The sequence below is a fragment of the Roseicyclus salinarum genome, assembly GCF_029624655.1.
GTDB lineage: Bacteria > Pseudomonadota > Alphaproteobacteria > Rhodobacterales > Rhodobacteraceae > Roseibacterium > Roseibacterium salinarum.
The window spans coordinates 88,866-110,548 of sequence record NZ_JARRSA010000001.1; the positions used below are offsets into that span (position 1 = coordinate 88,866).

General features: G+C 67.5%; 21 protein-coding genes. 7 read left to right on the top strand and 14 right to left on the bottom strand.

Annotation, left to right across the window (positions count from 1 at the left end; all coding sequences use genetic code 11):
* Genes nusA through infB form a run of 3 tightly spaced genes read left to right on the top strand, consistent with a single transcriptional unit; the run spans nucleotide 1 to nucleotide 4,767 of the window.
* Complete coding sequence (gene nusA, locus P6F26_RS00470; RefSeq protein ID WP_278026663.1) at nucleotides 1-1,638, top strand: transcription termination factor NusA; 1,638 nt, start codon at nucleotides 1-3, stop codon at nucleotides 1,636-1,638.
* A 25-nt stretch (nucleotides 1,639-1,663) separates the two neighbouring features.
* Entirely contained in the window at nucleotides 1,664-2,296 is a 633-nt protein-coding gene (locus P6F26_RS00475) for an RNA-binding protein (protein WP_278026664.1), read from the top strand.
* Nucleotides 2,293-4,767 carry a translation initiation factor IF-2 gene (infB, locus tag P6F26_RS00480; protein WP_278026665.1) on the top strand — a complete coding sequence of 825 codons (2,475 nt, stop codon included), beginning with the start codon at nucleotides 2,293-2,295 and terminating at the stop codon, nucleotides 4,765-4,767. The genes P6F26_RS00475 and infB overlap by 4 nt, the downstream gene beginning before the upstream one ends.
* 314 nt (nucleotides 4,768-5,081) lie before the next feature.
* Here the strand turns inward: infB and tspO are convergent, their stop codons facing one another.
* Genes tspO through P6F26_RS00495 form a run of 3 tightly spaced genes read right to left on the bottom strand, consistent with a single transcriptional unit; the run spans nucleotide 5,082 to nucleotide 8,145 of the window.
* A complete protein-coding gene (tspO, locus tag P6F26_RS00485; protein WP_347403021.1) occupies nucleotides 5,082-5,543 on the bottom strand; it encodes a tryptophan-rich sensory protein TspO in 462 nt (153 codons plus the stop codon).
* Nucleotides 5,544-5,572: 29 nt separating this feature from the next.
* A complete protein-coding gene (crtB, locus tag P6F26_RS00490) occupies nucleotides 5,573-6,598 on the bottom strand; it encodes a 15-cis-phytoene synthase (RefSeq protein ID WP_278026667.1) in 1,026 nt (341 codons plus the stop codon).
* Nucleotides 6,595-8,145 (bottom strand): phytoene desaturase, encoded by a 1,551-nt coding sequence (locus tag P6F26_RS00495; RefSeq protein ID WP_278026668.1) that lies wholly within the window; start codon nucleotides 8,143-8,145, stop codon nucleotides 6,595-6,597. The genes crtB and P6F26_RS00495 overlap by 4 nt, the downstream gene beginning before the upstream one ends.
* Nucleotides 8,146-8,280: 135 nt before the next feature.
* Here P6F26_RS00495 and crtA point away from each other — a divergent pair, with 135 nt between their 5' ends.
* The 4 genes from crtA to bchO are packed head-to-tail and all read left to right on the top strand — an operon-like array spanning nucleotide 8,281 to nucleotide 12,603.
* Nucleotides 8,281-9,021 (top strand): spheroidene monooxygenase, encoded by a 741-nt coding sequence (gene crtA / locus P6F26_RS00500; RefSeq protein ID WP_278026669.1) that lies wholly within the window; start codon nucleotides 8,281-8,283, stop codon nucleotides 9,019-9,021.
* Nucleotides 9,018-10,037 carry a magnesium chelatase ATPase subunit I gene (gene bchI, locus P6F26_RS00505; protein ID WP_278026670.1) on the top strand — a complete coding sequence of 340 codons (1,020 nt, stop codon included), beginning with the start codon at nucleotides 9,018-9,020 and terminating at the stop codon, nucleotides 10,035-10,037. Before crtA ends, bchI begins: the two co-directional genes overlap by 4 nt.
* The gene (locus P6F26_RS00510) at nucleotides 10,034-11,734 is read left to right on the top strand and encodes a magnesium chelatase subunit D (RefSeq protein ID WP_278026671.1); all 1,701 of its coding nucleotides are present in this window, start codon (nucleotides 10,034-10,036) and stop codon (nucleotides 11,732-11,734) included. The genes bchI and P6F26_RS00510 overlap by 4 nt, the downstream gene beginning before the upstream one ends.
* Nucleotides 11,731-12,603 (top strand): alpha/beta fold hydrolase BchO, encoded by an 873-nt coding sequence (gene bchO, locus P6F26_RS00515; RefSeq protein ID WP_278026672.1) that lies wholly within the window; start codon nucleotides 11,731-11,733, stop codon nucleotides 12,601-12,603. The genes P6F26_RS00510 and bchO overlap by 4 nt, the downstream gene beginning before the upstream one ends.
* Before the next feature lie 61 nt (nucleotides 12,604-12,664).
* Here the strand turns inward: bchO and P6F26_RS00520 are convergent, their stop codons facing one another.
* The 11 genes from P6F26_RS00520 to bchL all read right to left on the bottom strand — a co-directional run bounded on the left by P6F26_RS00520 (nucleotide 12,665) and on the right by bchL (nucleotide 21,555).
* On the bottom strand, nucleotides 12,665-13,111 hold the full coding sequence (locus tag P6F26_RS00520) for a c-type cytochrome (protein ID WP_278026673.1): 447 nt from the start codon (nucleotides 13,109-13,111) through the stop codon (nucleotides 12,665-12,667).
* A 93-nt stretch (nucleotides 13,112-13,204) separates the two neighbouring features.
* On the bottom strand, nucleotides 13,205-14,416 hold the full coding sequence (gene hemA / locus P6F26_RS00525; protein ID WP_278026674.1) for a 5-aminolevulinate synthase: 1,212 nt from the start codon (nucleotides 14,414-14,416) through the stop codon (nucleotides 13,205-13,207).
* Nucleotides 14,413-15,225 carry a putative photosynthetic complex assembly protein PuhE gene (puhE, locus tag P6F26_RS00530; RefSeq protein WP_278026675.1) on the bottom strand — a complete coding sequence of 271 codons (813 nt, stop codon included), beginning with the start codon at nucleotides 15,223-15,225 and terminating at the stop codon, nucleotides 14,413-14,415. The genes hemA and puhE overlap by 4 nt, the downstream gene beginning before the upstream one ends.
* Nucleotides 15,225-16,340 carry a magnesium-protoporphyrin IX monomethyl ester (oxidative) cyclase gene (gene acsF / locus P6F26_RS00535; RefSeq protein ID WP_278026676.1) on the bottom strand — a complete coding sequence of 372 codons (1,116 nt, stop codon included), beginning with the start codon at nucleotides 16,338-16,340 and terminating at the stop codon, nucleotides 15,225-15,227. Before acsF ends, puhE begins: the two co-directional genes overlap by 1 nt.
* Nucleotides 16,337-16,633 carry a hypothetical protein gene (locus P6F26_RS00540; RefSeq protein WP_278026677.1) on the bottom strand — a complete coding sequence of 99 codons (297 nt, stop codon included), beginning with the start codon at nucleotides 16,631-16,633 and terminating at the stop codon, nucleotides 16,337-16,339. Before P6F26_RS00540 ends, acsF begins: the two co-directional genes overlap by 4 nt.
* 3 nt (nucleotides 16,634-16,636) lie before the next feature.
* On the bottom strand, nucleotides 16,637-17,113 hold the full coding sequence (gene puhC, locus P6F26_RS00545) for a photosynthetic complex assembly protein PuhC (RefSeq protein ID WP_278026678.1): 477 nt from the start codon (nucleotides 17,111-17,113) through the stop codon (nucleotides 16,637-16,639).
* A 14-nt stretch (nucleotides 17,114-17,127) separates the two neighbouring features.
* On the bottom strand, nucleotides 17,128-17,772 hold the full coding sequence (puhB, locus tag P6F26_RS00550; protein WP_278026679.1) for a photosynthetic complex putative assembly protein PuhB: 645 nt from the start codon (nucleotides 17,770-17,772) through the stop codon (nucleotides 17,128-17,130).
* Between the two features lie 35 nt (nucleotides 17,773-17,807).
* Nucleotides 17,808-18,593, bottom strand: a complete 786-nt coding sequence (puhA, locus tag P6F26_RS00555) for a photosynthetic reaction center subunit H (protein WP_278026680.1) — start codon at nucleotides 18,591-18,593, stop codon at nucleotides 17,808-17,810.
* 24 nt (nucleotides 18,594-18,617) lie between these two features.
* Complete coding sequence (locus tag P6F26_RS00560; RefSeq protein WP_278026681.1) at nucleotides 18,618-20,048, bottom strand: PucC family protein; 1,431 nt, start codon at nucleotides 20,046-20,048, stop codon at nucleotides 18,618-18,620.
* Nucleotides 20,045-20,737: a magnesium protoporphyrin IX methyltransferase gene (gene bchM / locus P6F26_RS00565; protein WP_278026682.1), complete on the bottom strand. Its 693-nt coding sequence runs from the start codon at nucleotides 20,735-20,737 to the stop codon at nucleotides 20,045-20,047. Before bchM ends, P6F26_RS00560 begins: the two co-directional genes overlap by 4 nt.
* Nucleotides 20,737-21,555 (bottom strand): ferredoxin:protochlorophyllide reductase (ATP-dependent) iron-sulfur ATP-binding protein, encoded by an 819-nt coding sequence (gene bchL / locus P6F26_RS00570; RefSeq protein ID WP_278026858.1) that lies wholly within the window; start codon nucleotides 21,553-21,555, stop codon nucleotides 20,737-20,739. Before bchL ends, bchM begins: the two co-directional genes overlap by 1 nt.
* Nucleotides 21,556-21,683 lie beyond the last annotated feature (128 nt).

Consider the following 21,683-nt stretch of genomic DNA (forward strand, 5'->3'; position numbering starts at 1 on the left):
ATGGCCATTACTTCAGCCAATCAGCTCGAACTTCTGCAGACCGCAGAGGCCGTCGCGCGCGAGAAGATGATCGATCCTTCCCTCGTGATCGAGGCGATGGAGGAAAGCCTCGCCCGGGCCGCGAAGTCGCGCTACGGCGCCGACCTCGACATCCGCGTCAAGATCGACCGGAAGACGGGCCGGGCGACCTTCACCCGCGTGCGCACCGTGGTCGAGGACGACGAGGTCGAGAACGACAAGGCCGAACTGACCGTCGATCAGGCGAAGCAGCATCTCGAGGATCCCAAGGTCGGCGACACGATCGTGGACGAGGTCCCGCCGGTGGACATGGGCCGGATTGCCGCGCAGTCGGCCAAGCAGGTCATCCTCCAGAAGGTCCGCGAAGCCGAGCGCGACCGCCAGTACGAGGAATTCAAGGACCGCGCGGGGACGATCATCAACGGCGTCGTCAAGCGCGAGGAATACGGCAACATCATCGTCGACATCGGCCGGGGCGAGGGCGTGCTGCGCCGCAACGACAAGATCGGCCGCGAAAGCTACCGCAACGGCGACCGCATCCGCTGCTACATCAAGGACGTCCGCCGCGAGGCGCGCGGGCCGCAGGTCTTCCTGTCGCGCACCGCGCCCGAGTTCATGGCCGAGCTGTTCAAGATGGAAGTGCCCGAGATCTACGACGGCATCATCGAGATCAAGGCCGTGGCCCGCGATCCCGGTTCGCGCGCGAAGATCGGCGTCATCTCCTACGACAACGCCATCGACCCGGTCGGCGCCTGCGTCGGGATGAGGGGATCGCGCGTGCAGGCCGTGGTGAACGAGCTGCAGGGCGAAAAGATCGACATCATCCCGTGGAACGACGACGCGGCGACCTTCCTCGTGAACGCGCTGCAGCCCGCCGAGGTGACGAAGGTCGTCATCGACGAGGAAGCCGAGCGGATCGAGGTCGTCGTGCCCGACGAGCAGCTGTCGCTGGCGATCGGCCGGCGCGGCCAGAACGTGCGACTCGCCTCGCAGCTCACCGGCCTCGACATCGACATCCTGACCGAGGAAGAGGAAAGCAAGCGCCGTCAGGCCGAGTTCGAGGAGCGCACGAAGCTCTTCATGGACACGCTCGACCTTGACGAGTTCTTCGCGCAGCTGCTGGTCTCCGAAGGCTTCTCCTCGCTCGAGGAGGTGGCCTACGTCGACATGGACGAGCTTCTGGTGATCGACGGCGTCGACGACTCGACCGCCGAAGAGCTGCAGGCCCGCGCCCGCGACTACCTCGAGGAGCAGAACAAGAAGGCGCTGGAGAAGGCGCGCGAGATCGGCGTCGAGGAAAGCCTCATTGAATTCGAGGGCCTCACCCCCCAGATGCTGGTGGCGCTTGGAGAGGACGGCGTGAAGACCCTCGAGGACTTCGCGACCTGCGCCGACTGGGAGCTTGCCGGCGGCTGGACGACGGTCGATGGCCAGCGCAGCAAGGACGACGGCCTTCTCGAACCCTTCGACGTGTCGCTCGAGGAAGCACAGAACATGGTGATGACCGCCCGCGTGAAGCTGGGCTGGGTGTCGATCGACGAACTCGAGGCCCAGGCCGCCGCCGAAGCGGAAGCCGCCCAGGCGGAGGCCGAGACGGAAGGAGCCGGGGCCGAGGGCTGAGGCCCGAGGCTTCGGAGGCACCTCGATGACGCGGGGCGGCCGGAACAAGGATCATGACGACGGCCCGGAACGGCGTTGCATCGTCACGGGCGAGACCCAGCCCAAGGACGGGCTGGTCCGCTTCGTGGTGGCGCCTGACGGCGAGATCGCCCCGGACGTGCTCGAAAAGCTGCCGGGCCGGGGCATCTGGGTCAGCGCCGATCGGGACGCCATCGGCAAGGCGGTCGCGAAGAACCTCTTCGCGCGCGCGGCGAAACGGCCTGTCACCGTGCCGTCCGACCTCGTCGAAAGGGTCGAGGCGGCGCTGGTCCGGCGGCTTACCGACCTGATCGCGCTCAGCCGCAAGTCGGGCGACGCGGTGGCCGGGTTCGAGAAGGTGAAGGATTGGCTGGCCACCCGCAAGGTGGCCGTGCTCCTGCAGGCGACCGACGGGTCCGAGCGGGGAAAATCGAAGCTCTGGACGCCGACGGGCGCCCGCTACTTCAGCGTCCTGACGGCCCGGGAATTGGGTTTGGCATTCGGACGCCAAAGTGTGATACATGGCGCGCTTGCCGCTGGCGGTCTCTCCCCCCGTGTTGTAGAGGGTGCGGCGAAACTCAGGGGCCTGCGCAAGGCAGACGGCGGTGCACCCGCCGGGAAGGACGAACGGAACGCATGAGCGATCAGGACGGAAAAAAACCTCTTGGCCTATCTGGCGGCGCGCGGTCCGGCCGCGTGAACCAGAGTTTCTCGCGCGGGCGCACCAAAAGCGTCGTAGTCGAGACGAAGCGCAAGCGCGTGGTCGTCCCCAAGCCGGGACAGCAGAACGCTGCGGCGCAGAATGCCGAGGGCGGAAAGCGTGACAAGGCCGTTCCCGACGCCGAACTCGAGCGTCGGCTGAAGGCGCTCCAGGCCGCCAAGGCCCGCGAGGCCGAGGATGAGGTGCGCCGTGCGCAGGAGGAGAAGGAGCGCGAACAGGAACGCGCCCGCCGCCGCGCCGAGATCGAGGCCAAGGAACGCGAAGAGCGTGAGCGCGAAGAAGCGCTGAAGGCCAAGGAAGAAGAAGACCGCCGCCGCCGCGAGGAAGAGGAAGCGCGCAGGAATGCGCCGCCCGCCGCCGCCGCGGAACCGACCGCGGCCGAGCCGTCGACCGCGCCCGCGGGCCGTGGCAAGCAGGCGCCCGCGGCACCCCCGCGCCGCAAGGAAGAAGACGACCGTGGCGCCCGGAAGGGCGCTGGCCGTGGCGAACGCCGGTCCGGCAAGCTGACGGTCAACCAGGCCCTCGCCGGTGGCGAAGGCGGACGTCAGCGCAGCCTCGCCGCCATGAAGCGCAAGCAGGAGCGTGCGCGCCAGAAGGCCATGGGTAACGGTCAGGACCGCGAGAAGATCGTGCGCGACGTGCAGCTGCCCGAGTCGATCATCGTCTCCGAGCTCGCCAACCGCATGGCCGAGCGCGTGGCCGACGTGGTCAAGGCTCTGATGAACAACGGCCTGATGGTCACGCAGAACCAGCCGATCGACGCAGACACCGCGGAACTCATCATCGAGGAATTCGGCCACCGCGTTCAGCGCGTCTCGGCCGCTGACGTCGAGGATGTGATCGTCGGTGACGACGACGACGAGGCTGAAATGCTGCCTCGTCCGCCCGTGATCACCATCATGGGCCACGTCGACCACGGCAAGACGTCGCTGCTCGACCGGATCCGCCAGGCGAACGTCGTCTCGGGCGAGGCCGGCGGCATAACGCAGCATATCGGCGCCTACCAGGTGACGACGGATTCCGGCGCTGTCCTGACCTTCCTCGACACGCCCGGCCACGCCGCGTTCACGTCGATGCGGGCGCGCGGTGCACAGGTGACGGACGTCGTCGTGCTCGTCGTGGCCGCGGACGACGCGGTCATGCCGCAGACGATCGAAGCGATCAATCACGCCAAGGCCGCCAAGGTCCCGATGATCGTGGCGATCAACAAGATCGACAAGCCTTCCGCGAACCCGGACAAGGTGCGCACCGACCTTCTCCAGCACGAGGTCGTCGTCGAGAAGATGTCAGGCGACGTGCAGGACGTCGAAGTCTCGGCCGTGTCCGGTCAGGGCCTCACCGAACTGCTCGAGGCGATCGCGCTGCAGGCCGAGATCCTCGAGCTGAAGGCGAACCCCGACCGTCCCGCTGAGGGCGCGGTGATCGAGGCGCAGCTCGACGTGGGCCGAGGCCCCGTCGCAACCGTCCTCGTCCAGAAGGGCACGCTGCGTCAGGGCGACATCTTCGTCGTCGGCGAACAGTGGGGCAAGGTCCGCGCGCTCATGAACGACAAGGGCGAGCGCGTGAAGGAAGCCGGGCCGTCCGTCCCCGTCGAGGTGCTCGGCCTGAACGGCACGCCCGAGGCGGGCGACGTCCTGAACGTCGTCTCCACCGAGGCGCAGGCCCGCGAGATCGCCGAATACCGCCACAACGCCGCCAAGGACAAGCGCGCCGCCGCCGGCGCCGCGACCACGCTGGACCAGCTGCTTGCGAAGGCCAAGGCGGACAAGAGCGTCAGCGAGCTGCCCATCGTGGTGAAGGCCGACGTGCAGGGTTCTGCCGAGGCGATCGTGCAGGCGATGGAGAAGATCGGCAACGACGAGGTGCGCGTCCGCGTGCTCCACTACGGCGTCGGCGCCATCACCGAAAGCGACATCGGCCTGGCCGAAGCTTCGGGAGCGCCGGTCATCGGCTTCAACGTGCGGGCAAACGCGCCGGCACGCAGCGCCGCCAACCAGAAGGGCGTCGAGATCCGCTACTACTCGGTGATCTACGACCTCGTCGACGACGTGAAGGCGGCGGCATCGGGCCTTCTGGGCGCCGAGATCCGCGAGAACTTCATCGGCTATGCCGAGATCCGCGAGACCTTCCGCGTCTCGGGCGTGGGAACGGTTGCAGGCTGCCTCGTGACCGAGGGCGTGGCGCGGCGTTCCGCCGGCGTCCGCCTGCTGCGCGACGACGTCGTGGTGCACGAAGGCACCCTGAAGACGCTCAAGCGCTTCAAGGACGAAGTCAAGGAAGTGCAGTCCGGCCAGGAATGCGGCATGGCGTTCGAGAACTACGACGACATCCGCAAGGGTGACGTCATCGAGATCTTCGAACGCGAAGAGGTCGAGCGCACGCTGGCCTAAGTCACTCGCGCAGGAATGCGAAAGGGCGCCCTCTGCGGCGCCCTTTTCATTTGGTCTCTCGGTATTTTCGGCTGTGCGACCCTTCAGACAACTCGCTTTTCCGCGTCGGCCCTTTCCTCGCGCGCGATACTGGCATCCTGAACGGATGCCCGGGGTCCACCATCCATGCGGCGTCGCCCGCCCGACGGTTGGTCCAGCGGCGTGCCCTTCTTGTAGGACCCAGATCCGCCCAGCGATGCACGGTGTGATGTGCCGGCCAGCTTCGTCGGAGGAATTGGAGGCCACGATGTACGCCAGCCAGACGGTCCGGCCGTCTACTCCGCGGGTTGCGCCGCTTCGCTCGGATTGCGCATCCAGACGCTGGCGTTGAGCGCACCCGCGACAGTGACCCACGCGAGATAGGGCGCGAAAAGCGCCCCCGCGATCCAGTCCAGCGTCCAGAACGTGACCATCGTGCCCGCCACGGCCACCCAGAGGCCCGTCATGACGACAAATGCCGCCCTGATCCGGTGCAGCCCGAAGAAGATCGGCGTCCAGAGCGTGTTGAAGGCGATCTGCATCGCCCAGAAGGCCATCGCGTAGGCACTTCCCTCAATCGGGGCGACGCGGGACGCGGCGTAGGCGGAGGACAGGTAGAGGATCGTCCAGACGACGGGGAACATCCAGTCCTTCGGCGTCCACGGCGGCTTGGACAGGCCACGATACCATGCCCCAGGCATGAACATCGAGCCGGTGGTCGCCGCCGCACCGCAGGCGAGCAGAAAGATCGCGAACAAACCCCATTCCATGAATGGCAGATAGGGCGTCACACCGCGCCGGCCAAGCTTTCATCTTCGCGGTCCCGCGCTTCGAGCTGCGACAGGACCGAAAGGACACTCTCGCCCCAGCCGGTTCGCGACCTGTCGGGATGCGCCGCCGCATCGACAAGGAACGCGACCTCGTCCAGCGGCTTCGCGTAGTAGACGGCGCTTTGCGGCAGGGCCGTCGCAGCGCCGGCGCGGATGATGGACCAGCCCAGAAGCCCCATCTTCTGTGTCCGGGTCGTGAAGGCGCGGGTCGTCACGCTGTCATGCCCGTTGCGCTTCAGCTGCTGTCCGATGGCGTCGTAGCAGTGCCGCGCCGCGAAGATGCCCGGCCGCGCCGCGAGGGGCAGGCGCCCGATGCCGGCCTCGGACCGATAGTACAGCCGGTCGGCCTCGGCCAGAAGGCGCTTCACGATCCGGCGGATCGCAGGCGTGGGATGCGGATCGGCGAGGAAGGCGTCGACGTCGATCCCCGCCTCGTCCATCCACTCCGTCGGAAGGTAGAGACGCCCGGCGCGCGCGTCCTCGCCCACGTCGCGCGCGATGTTCGTCAGCTGCATCGCGACGCCCAGATCACAGGCCCGCGCCAGCGTCTGCGCCTCGCGGACGCGCATCAGGACACACATCATCACGCCCACCGCCGCCGCGACGCGGGCGGAATAGTCGCGCAGCTGTGACAGCGTGGCATAGCGCCGTTCCATTCCGTCCCAGGCGAGCCCCTCCAGAAGCGCCTCGGGCAGGGCGCGCGGCATCTCGTAATGCTCGATCAGGGCGGCCATCGCGCGGTCAGCGGGTGCGTTGCGCGGCCGCCCGGCATAGGCGAGGTCCAGCCTGTCGCGCAGCGCGAGCACGGCCGCGGGCTTGTTCATACCCAGATCGACCTCGTCGTCGGCCACGCGGCAGAACGCATAAAGCGCCAGCGCAGGGTCGCGCACGCGGGCCGGCAGAAGCCGGGACGCCGCGTGAAACGAATACGATCCTTCCCGGATCGCGTCACGGCAATGCTCGAGATCCCTCGTGTCCATCATTCCGCTGCAAGCCTCACGTCCTTCACCACCGGGCGCGCCGCGTCCGGCACCAGTTGCGTCAGGACCTCGGACGAGGTCACCACCGAGGGGATGCCCGCGCCGGGATGTGTTCCCGCGCCGACGAGAAAGAGGTTCTCGACCTCTTCCGAGATATTGTGCGGCCGGAACCACGCGCTTTGGAAAATGCGCGGCTCGAGGCTGAAACCGGCGCCGTGGGGGCTGAGATAGCGGCTCTGGAAGGTCTCGGGCGTGAAGACCTCGCTGGCCGAGAGATGGGCCTCGAACCCGGGGATCAGATGCTCGTCCAGAACCTTGGCGAGGTTGCGCCTGTAGGTCTCGCTCATGTCGGCCCAGTCCACGGCGTCGGTCCCGTGAAGGTTCGGCACCGGCGAGAGGGCGTAGAAGGTATCGTCCCCTTCGGGCGCAACGGTCGGGTCGGTGACGGACGGCCGGTGCAGGTAGACCGACATGTCGCCGGCAAGGTGCTTGCGCATGAATATGTCGTGCAGAAGCCCGGTGTAGCGCGGCCCGTTCAGGATGGTGTGGTGGCCCACGTCGGTCCATTTGCCCTTCGTGCCGCGCGTCCCGAAATACCAGACGAAAAGGCCCATCGACCAGCGCGAGCGGTCCAGCCGCCGATCCGTCCAGCGCTTGCGGGACGTGTTGCGCAGAAGGTGGGAATAGGTGTGGCCCGGGTCTGCGTTCGACACCACCACGTCGGCGCGCACTTCCTCGCCGCCCTTCAGCCGGACACCGGTCGCGCGGCCGCCCGCCGTCAGGATCTCGTCGACCTCGGCCCCCTGCCGCACATTTCCGGCCTGATCCTCGATCACGCGCACCATCGCGTCGGCCATCGCCTGCACGCCGCCCATCGCGTAATGGACGCCGAATTCCTTTTCGAGGTGACTGACGAGGATATACATCGACGTGACGTGCGCGGGGTCGCCGCCGATGAACAGCGGATGGAAGCTCAGCGCCATGCGAAGCCTCGGGTCGCGAACGCGCGCCTTGGCGTGCGCATAGACCGACCGGTCAGCGCGCAGTTTCACGAAGCCGGGCAATTCGCGCAGCAGGTCCCCGAGCTTGTTCATCGGCCGGCGGCCGAGACCCTCGAAGCCGAAGCGGTAGCGCGCCTCGCTGTCCTTCAGGAACGTCCGGTATCCTGAGACGTCGCGCGGCGAAAGGCGGCGCACCTCGTCGATCATCGCCTCCTCGTCCTGACGGACGGTGAAGGTGGACCCGTCGCGCCAGCGGATCTCGTAGTAGGGATCGACGGGCCTGAGATCGACCTCGGCCTCGAAGTCGCGCCCGCACTCCGCCCAGAGCTGGCGAAACACCTGCGGCACGGTGACGATGGTCGGGCCAAGGTCGAATCGGTGGCCGTCGCGCGTGATCGACGAGCCGCGCCCGCCGGGACGGTCCAGCCGGTCGAGCAACGTCACCGCGTATCCCTTCGCCCCAAGGCGCATCGCGGCGGACAGGCCGCCTAGACCCGCGCCGATGACGACCGCGCGCGACGGACCGGGCTGGGGGGACTGGTCGTTCATGGCTTGTCCAGTACTGTCTAGTTTCCTTGACATTACGGCAAAGCATCCGGGCTTGCCAAGAAAAACGCGACAGGAAGTCCCTTTTCCCGAAGAGCGAAGTATGTAAGGATAAGTTGACACATGGAGAGACCGGCCATGCAATCCGTCACCCTGAGCCTGTTTCGTTTCGGCTCTCTGTCCTCGCGCCTGTGGGCCTTTTCACAGATGGCGACCGCACGATTCGCGCTTGGCGCCGTGCGGGACCTGCAGACCTTCAAGCTCTGCGGCTCGGGCACGGGCGAGGGCTTCACGCCCATTCCCAATACCGCCGTCTACGCGATCCTCGCCACCTGGCCCGATCATGACGCGGCCCGCCGGGCGATGTTCGGCACTCCCGTGTTCCGCCGTTACCGCGCCCGTGCCGGCGAGGTGCTGACGATCTTCCTGACGCCCGCAAGCGCGCGCGGCAGATGGGCCGGGGCCGAGCCCTTCACGCCCGCCGACATCGCGCTGAACGGTCCCGTGGCCGCGCTGACGCGGGCGACGGTGAAGCCCTCCGCCGCGCTGAAGTTCTGGAAACACGAGCCCGGCGTCTCGGACGCCATCGGGCGCGACCCGAACGTGATGTTCAAGATCGGCATCGGCGAGGTGCCCTGGATGCAGCAGGTGACGTTCTCCGTCTGGCCGGACACCGCAACAATGGCCCGGTTCGCGCGCGCGGACGGCCCCCACGACCGCGCGATCAGGGCCGTCCGCGAGGGCGGCTGGTTTCGCGAGGAACTCTATGCCCGCTTTCGGTTGGATGCGGTGGAAGGAACCTGGGACGGCGCCGAGCCCGACCTGACGCACCGCCCCGAAAGCAAGACCCCAGATCCCATCGAGGTAGCCGCCGAATGACCGACCTTTCCGCAAACGGGGCCTTCCCGTTCTCCGCCATCGTCGGCCAGGACGACATGAAGCTGGCGATGATCCTGACCGCGATCGACCCGGGCATCGGCGGAGTTCTGGTGTTCGGCGACCGGGGCACGGGCAAATCGACCGCCGTGCGCGGGCTCGCCGCGCTGCTGCCACCGATAAAGGCCGTCGCAGGCTGCCCGGTCAACTCGGCCGCCGAGGCCGATGTGCCCGACTGGGCGCAGGTCCACGACCATGCCATCGTCGAGAAGCCGACGCCCGTCATCGACCTGCCGCTTGGCGCCACCGAGGACCGCGTTGTCGGTGCGCTCGACATCGAGAAGGCGCTGTCGAAGGGCGAGAAGGCGTTCGAGCCCGGGCTGCTTGCGCGGGCCAATCGCGGCTATCTCTACATCGACGAGGTCAACCTGCTCGAGGATCACCTCGTCGATCTGCTTCTGGACGTCGCGCAGTCGGGCCAGAACGTCGTCGAGCGCGAGGGCCTGTCGATCCGCCATGCCGCGCGCTTCGTTCTGGTCGGCTCGGGCAACCCCGAGGAGGGCGAACTGCGGCCCCAGCTTCTGGACCGCTTCGGACTGTCCGTCGAGGTTCAGAGCCCGCGCGACATCGAGGTGCGGGTCGAGGTCATCCGCCGCCGCGACGCCTTCGACCGGGACCGCGACGGCTTCATGACCGAATGGCGCGCGCGGGACATGGAACTTCGGGCGCGCATCCTGACGGCGCGCGCCGCGCTGGCCCATGTGGACGCCGATGACGCCATCCTGCGCGATTGCGCCGAGTTGTGCGTCGCGCTGGGGTCCGACGGGCTTCGCGGAGAGCTGACGCTGCTGCGCGCCGCGCGCGCGCTGGCCGCCTTCGAGGACGAGCCCTCGGTCACGCGCGGGCATCTGCGCCGCGTCGCCGCCTCGTCGCTGCGGCACCGCCTGCGCCGCGATCCGCTGGACGACGCCGGCACGACCACGCGCGTCACCCGCACCGTCGAGGAGGTTCTGGCGTGAGCGACGGCGAGGAGCTCTGGCAACGGGCAAACCTTGCCCTCGCCTGCTTCTCGCTCGATCCCGCGGCGATTGGCGGCATCTGGCTTCGGGCCCGTGTCGGGCCGGTGCGCGACCGCTTCATGTCGGGACTGGAGCTTGCGGTCAGGGGCAAGCGCGTGTCGCGGCTGCACCCCAACATCGGCGACGAGGCGCTTTTCGGCGGCATCGACCTTGCCGCGACACTGGGTGCGGGGACCGTGACGCGGACGGCGGGTCTTCTGGAACGGCCGGGCGTCCTTGTCCTGCCGATGGCCGAACGCGCGAAGGCGGGCCTCGCCGCGCGCCTCGCCCGTGCGCTCGACGAGAGGCGCGGACTTTCCCTCGTGGCGCTCGACGAGGGCGCGGGCCCCGAGGAGCGCATTCCCGAAAGCCTCGCAGACCGCCTCGCCCTTCATCTCGACCTGTCGGACCTTGCGCTGTCCGACGCAACGGCGCTGGCTCTCGACACTGACGCCATCGTCGAGGCCCGTCGGCTCCTGCCGCATGTCACGGTGACTGAGGCCACGATTTCCGATCTTGCGCAGGTCGCCGCACGGCTCGGTATCCTGTCCCTGCGCGCGCCGCTTCAGGCGCTGGCCGTCGCGCGCGCCAGCGCGGCCCTGTCGGGCGAGACCCAAGTGGACGAGCCGGATCTTCTGACCGCGGTCGAGCTTGTGCTTGCCCCCCGCGCGACGCGGATCCCGGACGATCCCGTGTCCGGCGAACCGGAGCCCGAGGCGCCGCCCGAGGACGATAAGGCGACACATGACGACGCGGACCCGGGAGATGAGCAGGACACCCCGCCCATCCCCGCCGAGGTGCTGATCGAGGCCGCGCGCGCGATGCTGCCGCCGCACCTTCTTGCACGGATGGAGGCCGGGCGCGCCGCGCGCAACGCCGCCGCCACCGGGTCCGGCGCGACGAAGAAGGGCAACCGGCGCGGCCGGCCCCTGCCCTCGCGCGCCGGCCGGCTTGGCGGGGACGCCCGCATCGACCTCGTGGCCACGCTGCGCGCCGCCGCGCCGTGGCAGCCGATCCGCCGCAAGACCACGGGACGGGAGGACGGGCTTCACGTGCGGATGTCCGACATCAGTGTGCGCCAATTCGAGGAACGCTCGGACCGCGCGATCATCTTCGTGGTCGACGCCTCGGGGTCCGCCGCGCTGGCGCGGCTGGCCGAGGCGAAGGGCGCGATCGAGCTTCTGCTGGCCGAAGCCTATTCGCGCCGGGATCACGTGGCGCTGGTTGCGTTCCGTGGCGACGGCGCCGACGTCCTGCTTCCGCCAACGCGGTCGCTGGTGCAGACGAAACGGCGGCTGGGACAACTGCCGGGCGGGGGCGGCACGCCGCTGGCCGCAGGGCTGAAAGCCGCGCTGGAACTTGCCACCTTCGCCGAAGGCAAGGGCATGACGCCGTCGATCGCGCTGCTGACCGACGGACGCGCGAACGTGGACCTTTCGGGCACCGCGAACCGGGTGCAGGCGGCGGAGGACGCGACGCTGATGGCGCGCGCGATCCGGGCGAGACGGCTGACGGGGCTGGTCATCGACACCGGGCTGCGTCCGACCCGCTCGCTCGACGCGCTGGCGCAGGAGATGCGCGTGCCATACCTGCCGCTGCCGCGCGCCGACGCGCGCGCCGTCTCGAGGGCCGTGGAAACCGCGCTGGAGGCCGTTTGACCCCCGGCCTGCCCCCGGAGGACTGGCCGCTTCGGTCGGCCAGCCGCATCGTTCCGGTCGCGCCGCACCGCTGGCACGTCCAGGTCACCGGTCAAGGTTCTGACATGCTGCTGCTACACGGTGCTGGCGCATCGGCCCATAGCTGGCATCGGCTGATGTCGCGGCTGGACGGCCGATACCGGCTGATCGCGCCCGATCTTCCGGGCCACGGGTTCACCCGTAGCCCGCGCGGCCGGTCCGGGCTGCCGCAGGTGGCACGGGACGTCGCGGCGCTGGTCGAGCATCTCGGGGCCGAGCCTCGGGTGGTCGTCGGCCATTCGGCCGGTGGCGCGGTGGCGCTGGAACTGGCGCGGCAGGGCGCATTTCCCATCGACAGCGTGATCGTCGTCAACGGGGCGCTCGAGGACTTCAAGGGACCCGCCGGGGTTCTCTTTCCGATGATGGCGCGCCTTCTTGCCATGAACCCGTTCAGCGGCCTTTTCGTCAGCCGCGGAAGCTCGGCCGCGCAGGTGCGCAGCATCGTGGGCGGCACGGGAACCGAACTCGATGACGATGCGCTGTCGGTCTACACGCGGCTGATCGCACGGCGCGAGCATGTCGAGGGGACGCTCGCCATGATGGCGCAATGGTCGCTGAAGGAGCTGAACGCGGCGCTGCCACGGATCGGCACCCGCACCCTGTTCCTGCACGGCCAGCGGGATCAGGCCGTGCGGCCGGACGTTGCGGAAAGGGCGGCGCGGGCGATGCCGAACGCCGCGCTGAAGATTCTGGATGGCGTGGGCCATCTCGCGCAGGAGGAGGCGCCGGACCGTGTCGCGGCGGAGATCATCGGCTTCCTGAAACCACCCGCGGCCGCAGCCGCCGAGTAGTCACGAAAAAGGGGCAGGCGCCGCTGCACCTGCCCCTTCGCGTCATTCCGCTCGCTGCGCCTTACTCGGCGAGCGACACGAGGTAGGCGTAGAGGTCCGCGCCGGCGGTGTCGCCGCGCAGACGCTGTGCCGCCATCGCGCCACGGAGCGAGTCGTCGCCCGTCGCCTCGCGGATGAACCCGGTCGGGTCCTGGATGTAGGCGACGAAGTTCTCTTCGGTGAGCTGAACGCCCTGTTCGTTCAGGGCCTGCAGCCCCGGCGACCAGCGGAACTCCTCGTCTTCACCGAAGGTGTTGCCCATCTGCCCGTAAAGGTTCGGGCCGGTGCGCATGTTGGGACGGCCCGCGAGGACGTCACCGGCCTCGTTGACCACGTTGTGGCACGCTGCGCACTGACGGAACGCTGCTTCACCGGCGGCCGGATCTCCGGTCGTCTCGATGTCCTGGGCATAGGCCATGGCGCCCGACAGGAGCGTTGCCGCTGCGGCGAGAACAAACTTGCTCTTCATGGGTGGTCTCCCTTCTGAAACTCTGCCCGAGTTAAATAGGGCGCGCGTGTTGGGGTCCACCCCTTTTTATTTTACCGAGAGGGGAACCGCCGGTCAGGCCACGGCATGGGCGATGGCGCACTGCTTCCAAAGCGTCTTGAGCGCCATCACGAGATATTCGATGTCCTCGTCGGTGTGCAGGGGGCCGGGCGTGAAGCGCAGGCGCTCGGTTCCCTTTGGCACCGTGGGGTAGTTGATCGGCTGAACGTAGATGCCGAACTGCTCCATCAGGATGTCGCTCAGCATCTTGCACTTCACCGGATCCTTCACCATCACCGGAATGATGTGAGACGGGTTTCGCTCGTGCGGGATGCCCTCGGCCTCCAGTCGGGCCCGCAGCCGCGCGACCTGCCGCTTCTGCATGTCGCGCTCGTAGCTCGACACCTTGAGGTGGCGGATCGACGCCGTGGCAGCCGCCGCGACGGCCGGTGGCAGGGCAGTGGTGAAGATGAAGCCCGAGGCGAAGCTGCGGATGAAGTCCACCAGCGCGTGCGAGCCCGTGACGTAGCCGCCGACGCAGCCGAAGGCCTTGCCCAGAGTGCCCTCGATCAGCGTGATCCGGTCCATCAGCCCCTCGCGCTCGGCCACGCCGCCGCCGCGCGGTCCGTACATGCCGACGGCGTGAACCTCGTCGATATAGGACATCGCGCCGTGCTTCTCGCAGACGTCGAGGATCTCGGCGATGGGGGCGATGTCGCCGTCCATCGAGTAGACCGATTCGAAGGCGACGATCTTGGTGGCGTTCGCCGGAAGCGCCGCGAGCTTGCGATCGAGGTCCTCGGGATCGTTGTGCTTCCAGATCCGCTTGTCGCACTTGGCGTGGCGAATGCCCTCGATCATCGAGGCGTGGTTCAACTCGTCAGAGAGGATGACGGCGTTCGGAAGGCGCGAGCCGAGTGTCGAAAGCGACGCCCAGTTCGACACGTAGCCCGACGTGAACAGAAGCGCCGCCTCCTTGCCATGAAGATCCGCCAGTTCCTCTTCCAGCCGCTTGTGGTGATAGGCGTTGCCCGAGATGTTGCGCGTGCCGCCAGCGCCGGCGCCGCATTCCTTCACCGTCTGCATCATCGCCGCGATGACGTCTGGGTGCTGCCCCATCCCGAGATAGTCGTTCGAGCACCAGACCGTGACCTCGTCCTGTCCGTCGGAGTGGTTGCGGACCCTCGGGAACGTCCCGCAGCTGCGCTGAAGCTCGGCGAAGACGCGATAGTTCCCCTCCTGCTTGAGTTGATCGAGCTGGGACTGGAACAGCTTGTCGAAGTTCATCGGGCATCCTCGCTTGGCAGTATCGCTTGGTTGGGGCTGGGACGTTCGGGCAGCATCCAGCGCCACAGTCTTTCGTCCGGGAGAGGGAGCACCATGAACCAGTGCTCCAGCAGGGCGAGCGCGGTAAGCGCGCCCAGAAGGGCATAGCCGACGGCATGGGCCGGCGCGTCCGAGGCAAAGACGTGGCCGAGCCAGAAGGCGGAGGCGACGCTGAGCGCGGTGATCGAGATCGGAAAGAGCCAGTTCATCCGCGCGATGCGGAAATGGCTCGGAAGATGCGCGAGGTGGTCGGGAATGAACTCCACGTTGATCTTACGCACCCCGAGATACAGGTTCAGCTTGGCGCTGATCCGGGCGAGGAAGAGAACGGTGAAGGTCCAGGTTCCGAACTGGTTCTCGGCGCCATAGCTGAGCAGCACCATCCCGATCAGCGTGAAGGCCAGCAGCATCTCGTGATAGGCGATGGTGCCCCACGCGCGGATGAACCGCTCCCATTCGGGAACGCCGTCCTTAAGGGGCTGGCGCACCGGGCCGGTGATGACCCCGGTCAGGAACGCCAGTTCTATCCACCCCCAGAGCGCGAGCGCCGACAGGAAGGCGACGTAGACGCCCGCCACCGTGTCGTTGTTCACGGTGTCGATGAAGCCCACGCCGCCGATGACGAGGAAGGGCAGGTTCCAGAGCACGGCCCATAGCCGCGCCTTGGCCCCTTCCCTGTCGGCCCGCCGGACTGTCAGCAGGATCGCCCCGGTGGAGAACCACCAGAGGAAAAGCGCCAGAAGCGCCGCGATCCAGGGGGAGGTCATCATCAGTAGGCGGGCTCCAGCCGGGTGGAGGCGGGAACCCGGTGCCTGACCGCGGGGATCGTGTAGAGCGACACGAAGGCCGCCGCCGCGCGTGTCATGGCGCCGACCCGCTTGAAGACGTTGCCGGACTTCTTGGCCTCGGCGAGGTCGGCATTCGCCCTCTGCAGCGCCTTCAGACCCTTGTCCCAGCGAGGATGCTCGATATCGAGGGTGATCGGGAACACCTGCTTCGAGACCTCGGAGGTCTTGGTGAAGACCTCGTGCGCATACCAGTCGGGATCGACGCCCAGCGCCTCATGGAAGGCGGGACGCTGGTGGTCGCGGACATACATCGTCGAATAGACCGCGGTCAGGAAGAACTTGATCCACCACACGTTGACGCCCGACGTCAGCTTGGGGTCGGTCTTCATGAGAAGCGCGAAGGCCTCGCCGTGGCTGAACTCGTCGTTGCACCACTCGCGGAACCACTTGAAGATCGGGTGGAATCGGTGCTCGGGGTTCGCCTCGAGGTGACGGTAGATCGTGATGTAGCGCGCGTAGCCGATCTTTTCGCTGAGGTAGGTCGCGTAGTAGATGAACTTGGGCCGGAAGTAGGTGTACTTCTTCTTCTGAGTAAGGAAGCCGAGGTTCACCGCGATCCCCGCCTCGCGCAGCGCGTCGTTGATGAAGCCCGCGTGCCGGGCCTCGTCCCGCGCCATCAGCTGGAACAGCGTGACGATGTCCTCGTTGTTGCCGCGCCGCTTCATCTCCTTGTAGAGGACGCAGCCCGAGAACTCGGCGGTGCAGGACGACACGAGGAAGTCGATGAATTCCCGTTTCAGACGGGGTTCCATGTTCTCCCAGTCGATGTGGTCCCAGTCCTCGTTCTTCTTGAAGTGGCCCCTGTTGGGGTCAGCTTTCATCTGCGCGATGAGGGTGTCCCAGTCCTCGCGCACGCTGGAGACGTCGATCGCGTCCATCTCGTCGAAGTCGGTGGTGTAGAAGCGCGGCGTCAGAAGCGTGTTCTGCATGGCGAGCGCGGTCGCGCCCTCGCTGTCGACGACCGGCTGGTGGTTGGATGCCGCAAGCGCCTCTTCGACGGTGGCGGCGTCGGCCGAATGGCTGAGCTGGTCCTTCATACCGAAACCTCCTCGGAGAAGCTGAATTCGCAAAGCTCCATGAACTCGAAGTCGCCCGTGGCGCGCGTCCACATCTGCTCCAGCTTCGAGGCCCGCGTGATCGTGGCCGTCCGCTCCTCGCGGACAACCTCGCCGTAGGGCGCCATCACGGGCGCGCCGTGGACGAGCACCTCGTCACCGGGGTTGATCGTTGCGCCGTTCAGGAACTTTACGTGCGCGTGCAGGCTGTCGAAGCGGTGGCTTACCTCCACCTCGCACGGCGCGGTCTCGCGCTCTTTCGTGATCCATCCCATCGGTCATTCCTCCAGAAGGCGGGCGAAGGCCGCCTCGTTGTCCGCCCCGAAGCCGAAGAGTTCGGCCCGGAAATCGGTGTGGTCATCCCGAAGCCCGATGCGCCCGTCTGAAAAGCGCACCAGCCGGATGGGCTCGGATGCATCGAGGCCAACTGCCCCACGTTCGCGTTCCAGCACGCGATGGATGCCGGCGACGAATCCACCTTCCTCCGGCGAGAAGTCGGCCACAAGGTTTCCGTCCACGTCGAGCACGCGGGCAGAGCCGTCCATCTGACCGAAGATGCGGATCATCCGCTCCTGGACGACGGGCGCCTCCTCCAGCGAGGGCGGCATGGCGGCGAGCGGACGGTCCGTGATCCGCGCGTAGGTGACGATGATCAGGACGCACAGGCACAGGACAAACATCGCCCGCACCAGGATGGTCGGCACCATCTCCTTGTCGCGCTTGACCAGTTTCCGTTCGGCATGGGTAAGGGGCATGTCCGGTCTCCTCCCTATTCGGCCGCGACCGGCTGCGCCGTCGGAACCCGTTCGATCACCGGTTCGGCGACGGCCGTCTCGGCGGCCTCGGCGAACAGCTTTGCGACGGTCTCGGCGTCCCGGATGCAGCGCAGGGCCGGTTCCGGATGCTTCAGGCGCCACGGGCGGACATGCGGCCACGTCAGGATGTAGGACAGCCGCACCTTGCCGTCGTCGTTGTCCATCTCCAGCGCGATCGTGCCGGTGCCGTTCCCGCGCCGCGACAGGGTCGCGTTGCGGATCCGGCGGAACGGAAGGTTCAGCGTCATGGTCAGCGCGGCGCCGATGCGCATCGCCACCCGGCGATTGGTGATCGTGTAGACGGTCGCCTTGGCCTGGATCACGCCGATCGCGAGCAGGAGCGCGCAGACGATGCCGCCCAGCACGAGGAAGAACGAGGCCGCCGTCGCGCTTTGGGTCCAGGTCTCGGTCGCAGCGCCGCCGGTCGTGCGCCACGCGAACAGGAATACGAAGTAGCCTGCGACCCACCAGAAGCTCAGCGCCTCACGGGTCAGGGCCCACCAGTCGGGGTGTCCCTGCCAGAGGATGTGCTCACCCTCCGGCAGGTTCTCGGGAAGTCCACGGACGGGCTCGGTCTGAAAGTCGTCGTGGTCGTGCATCGGTCAGTCCTCCTTCGGTCGTCTCGGACCGCTGCTCAGAGCAGCGGCTCGACGCGGTCGGCCGAGGCGTAGAGGATGCCGCCGCCGTAGTAGGCGGAGATTTTCTCTTCCTCGAGCTTGGTGATCTGGTTGGGCGACTTCGTCACCGGGACGCCGGCGAAGTGCTTGCCGAAGATCGCGAAGATGCGGACGCGGTTCGACAGGATTCGCACGAAGTGGATCGGGACGAGTCGCGTGCCGCCGCCATGCTCGGCGTCGAGTTCGATCTCGAGGTAGCGCACCAGCTGTTCCGGCGCGTCGACCCACATGTCCGAGATCGTGCCCACGACTTCGTTGTCGCCGGCGATCACCGGAAGACCTCGAGGATCGCGGCCGGCGCTCACGCGGTAGGCTTCGGTCTGGCCCATCGGCACGATCTTGGGATGGCCGTGGCCGTCAAGCTCGGGCACGTCGGCGCGCGGTGTCCATGCGCCCGGACCGATGCCGTCGGCCAGCGGATCGCCCGTCGGCTCGTAGGGATAGCCGTTGCCCGCGGCCCACGCGACCTTCTCCATGGCGAGATTCTCGCGACGGTGCGCCGCCTCGGTCTCGGCCGAGGGAACGGTGACCTCGCCGCGCCCGTGCGGCAGCACGAAGGTCTTGGGGTTCGGAACCGGGAAGGGCCCCTGGTTGGCCGAGGCCGTTCCGTCCTCGTTTTCAAGCGGGTAGCCTTCCCGCATGTTCTCGGTCTGCAGGTAGTAGATCAGCAGCGCGAAGAAGATCCAGAACAGCCAGATCGAAAGGCTGGCGAGATCGAAGTTCCCGAAGAATGCGTTTACCATTTGGTATCCTTTCGTTCCGGCGGGTCAGGTAGGCAGGTCGGCGAGCCCGAATCTGCCCGTCATCCTGTCGCGTTTGGTCGTTGCGGTTCGCACCAGCGGCCCGAGGGCCACCAGCGTTATGAAAAGAAGCAGAATCTCGACGTGGTAGACGACCGAGTAGCCGGTCGCGGGGTTGGCCAGAGCCTCGCCGAGCTGGCCGGTCGTGGCCATGCCGTTCACGACATCGCGCAGCCCGCCGCCGATGGCGGTGGAGATGCCGGCGGCCGTCGCCTGCGCCGCGCCCCATGCGCCCAGCGCCAAGCCCCGGCCCGCCTTGCCGGCCGCGGGCATGGTCATGGCCGCCGTCAGCGTAGCGACCGAGAACAGGCCACCGCCGAAGCCGATCAGGCAGGCTCCGGTGAAGAACAGCTCGGACGAGGACCACGGATTCGAGAAGATCACCGCCGAGAACGCCGCGAGGCCGGCGAGGATGCCGCGCCCGGCCATGCGGTAGGGGTTCATCCCCGAGCCGAGCCAGCGCGCGGCCATGGCAAAGCCGACCAGCGCGCCCGAGGCCCAGGTCGCGGTCAGAAGTGTGGTCGCCGAAACCGACAGGCCGAGGATCTCGCCGCCATAGGGTTCGAGCAGCACGTCCTGCATGTTGAAGGCCATCGTCCCGAGGAACACGACCACCAGAAGCCGCCCGGCGCTGCCGCCACTGGCGTAGTCGGCCCATGCGTCGCGGAAGCTGGGGCTTGCCTCTTCGCGTTCGGCCCTGGTCATCGGGCGCACCCGCTCCTGTTTCCAGAGCGCGACGACGTTCAGGATCACGGTCAGAACGGCCGTGCCCTGCACGACCTGTATCAGCTCGATCGCCGTGAACTCGCGCAGGAGCCAGCCGATCACGATGGCCGAGCCGCCCATGCCAAGGAGGAACATGACATAAAGAAGCGCGACCACCCTGGGACGCGTCTCGTCCGTCGCGCGGTCGGCGGCCAGCGCGAGGCCTGCGGTCTGCGTCATGTGCATCCCGAGACCTGTCATGAGGAAGGCGATCCCTGCCAGAAGCTCGCCCGCATAGGGGATTTCGTAATGCACCCGCGTGACGTCGCCGCCCAGCACCAGAAGCGCGGCGGGCATGATCGCGAGGCCGCCGAACTGCCAGAGCGTGCCGAACCACAGGTAGGGTATGCGCTTCCAGCCGATGGCGGACTTGTAGGTATCCGACTTGAACCCGAGGAGCGCGCGGAACGGCGCGATCAGGACAGGAAGGGCCACCATCATCGCGACAAGGAACGCGGGCACCTGCAGCTCGACGATCATCACCCGGTTGAGCGTGCCCAGAAGCATCACGGCGGCCATGCCGACCGAGACCTGGAACAGGCTGAGACGCAGAAGCTGCCCAAGCGGAAGCTCGTCGCTCGCGGCATCCGCGAAGGGGAGATACTTGATCGATAGCCGCTTGAGCACGCTCATGCGCGATACTCCAGACAGGTTGAGATGTAGAAGCCGCGGGACACCCGGCCGATCTCGGCGACCGAACCCGCTGCGCCGTTCAGGGCCGTCTTGCGGGCCACGTCGCGGGGCGCGTGGGGGATCATCGTCGGCGAACGGTCGGAACGCGGGAAGAGCTTGCCGACCGTGAAGAAGGTCATCAGGAACGGCGTGCGCGGCGCGACGGTGAAGACGATCGAGCCCGACACGCGCCGGGCAAGGTTCGCGATCGCGCGCCCCAGGTCGTCCGCCTCGTAGTAGATCATCGAATCCATCGCCACGACATGATCGAAGCGTCCCAGATCGGCCGAAAGCATGTCGCCCGAGCGGAAATCGACCCGGTGCTGAAGCGCCTCGGGGACGCGCCGCCGCGCGATGCCCACCAGTTGCGGGGAAATGTCGACCGCGACCACGTCGGCCCCGCGCCGCGCCAGCTCCTCGGTCATCGCGCCCGTGCCGCAGCCCGCGTCCAGAACGCGCGTGCCGCTCAGGTCCTCGTCCAGCCGCGACAGCATGATCGCGCGCATCCGGTCACGCCCTTCGCGCACCGTCTGGCGGATGCCGGACACCGGCGCGTCCGAGGTCAGCCGCTCCCAGGTCGTGGTGGCGGTGCGGTCGAAGTATTCCTCGACCCTGTCGCGCGTGGCGCCGTATGTGGGGGTTCCCACCATCAATCGAAGCCCAGCAGTTCAAAGATGTGCCGGTCTTCCAGCGGCGCGGGCGCAAGCGGGTCGGTGCCCGCATAAAGCGCCTCGGCGAGGCGGATGTATTCCGCGCGGCACTGCACGATGTCCTCGTCGTCGGGCATCTCGAACAGCGTCTTCTTCTTCAGGCGCGAGCGGCGGATGGCGTCGACATCGGGCATGTGCGCGATACGCCTGAAGCCCACGGTGTCGCAGTAGCGGTCGACCTCGTCGGTATCCTTCGAGCGGTTGGCGACGCATCCCGCGAGACGGACGTTGTAGTTCTTCGACTTCGCCTGAACGGCGGCGATGATGCGGTTCATCGCGTAGATCGAGTCGAAGTCGTTGGCCGTCACGATGACCGCGCGGTCGGCGTGCTGCAAAGGTGCCGCGAACCCGCCGCAGACGACATCGCCGAGCACGTCGAAGATGACGATGTCGGTATCCTCGAGCAGGTGATGCTGCTTCAGAAGCTTCACGGTCTGGCCCACGACATACCCGCCGCAGCCCGTTCCGGCGGGCGGGCCGCCCGCCTCGATGCACATGACGCCGTTGTAGCCCGTGGTCACGAAGTCCTCGGGGCGCAGCTCCTCGGCGTGGAAATCGACGTCCTTCAGGATGTCGATCACCGTGGGCTGCAGGTGGCCCGTCAGCGTGAAGGTCGAATCATGCTTGGGGTCGCAGCCGATCTGCAGGACCTTCTTGCCCAGCTTCGAGAACGCCGCCGACAGGTTCGACGAGGTCGTCGACTTGCCGATGCCCCCCTTGCCGTAGACCGCGAAGACCTGCGCGCCCTCGATCTTCATCGACGGGTCGAGATGCACCTGGAGCGAACCCTCGCCGTCCTCGCCCTTCTTCAGCACGGGCGGCGCGCCGAGGCCGCGCTTGCGCAATCCGTCGGCCTCGCGGTCGGCGGCACGGGCGGCGGGCGGGT

What these genes read in the sequence shown, in the direction of transcription:
- nusA (WP_278026663.1), top strand. Translation starts at nt 1, where the DNA reads ATGGCCATTACTTCAGCCAATCAGCTCGAACTTCTGCAGACCGCAGAG.
- P6F26_RS00475 (WP_278026664.1), top strand. Translation starts at nt 1,664, where the DNA reads ATGACGCGGGGCGGCCGGAACAAGGATCATGACGACGGCCCGGAACGG.
- infB (WP_278026665.1), top strand. Translation starts at nt 2,293, where the DNA reads ATGAGCGATCAGGACGGAAAAAAACCTCTTGGCCTATCTGGCGGCGCG.
- crtB (WP_278026667.1), bottom strand. Translation starts at nt 6,598, where the DNA reads ATGATGGACACGAGGGATCTCGAGCATTGCCGTGACGCGATCCGGGAA.
- P6F26_RS00495 (WP_278026668.1), bottom strand. Translation starts at nt 8,145, where the DNA reads ATGAACGACCAGTCCCCCCAGCCCGGTCCGTCGCGCGCGGTCGTCATC.
- crtA (WP_278026669.1), top strand. Translation starts at nt 8,281, where the DNA reads ATGCAATCCGTCACCCTGAGCCTGTTTCGTTTCGGCTCTCTGTCCTCG.
- bchI (WP_278026670.1), top strand. Translation starts at nt 9,018, where the DNA reads ATGACCGACCTTTCCGCAAACGGGGCCTTCCCGTTCTCCGCCATCGTC.
- P6F26_RS00520 (WP_278026673.1), bottom strand. Translation starts at nt 13,111, where the DNA reads ATGAAGAGCAAGTTTGTTCTCGCCGCAGCGGCAACGCTCCTGTCGGGC.
- hemA (WP_278026674.1), bottom strand. Translation starts at nt 14,416, where the DNA reads ATGAACTTCGACAAGCTGTTCCAGTCCCAGCTCGATCAACTCAAGCAG.
- puhE (WP_278026675.1), bottom strand. Translation starts at nt 15,225, where the DNA reads ATGATGACCTCCCCCTGGATCGCGGCGCTTCTGGCGCTTTTCCTCTGG.
- acsF (WP_278026676.1), bottom strand. Translation starts at nt 16,340, where the DNA reads ATGAAGGACCAGCTCAGCCATTCGGCCGACGCCGCCACCGTCGAAGAG.
- P6F26_RS00540 (WP_278026677.1), bottom strand. Translation starts at nt 16,633, where the DNA reads ATGGGATGGATCACGAAAGAGCGCGAGACCGCGCCGTGCGAGGTGGAG.
- puhC (WP_278026678.1), bottom strand. Translation starts at nt 17,113, where the DNA reads ATGCCCCTTACCCATGCCGAACGGAAACTGGTCAAGCGCGACAAGGAG.
- puhB (WP_278026679.1), bottom strand. Translation starts at nt 17,772, where the DNA reads ATGCACGACCACGACGACTTTCAGACCGAGCCCGTCCGTGGACTTCCC.
- puhA (WP_278026680.1), bottom strand. Translation starts at nt 18,593, where the DNA reads ATGGTAAACGCATTCTTCGGGAACTTCGATCTCGCCAGCCTTTCGATC.
- P6F26_RS00560 (WP_278026681.1), bottom strand. Translation starts at nt 20,048, where the DNA reads ATGAGCGTGCTCAAGCGGCTATCGATCAAGTATCTCCCCTTCGCGGAT.
- bchM (WP_278026682.1), bottom strand. Translation starts at nt 20,737, where the DNA reads ATGGTGGGAACCCCCACATACGGCGCCACGCGCGACAGGGTCGAGGAA.
- bchL (WP_278026858.1), bottom strand. Translation starts at nt 21,555, where the DNA reads ATGAAGATCGAGGGCGCGCAGGTCTTCGCGGTCTACGGCAAGGGGGGC.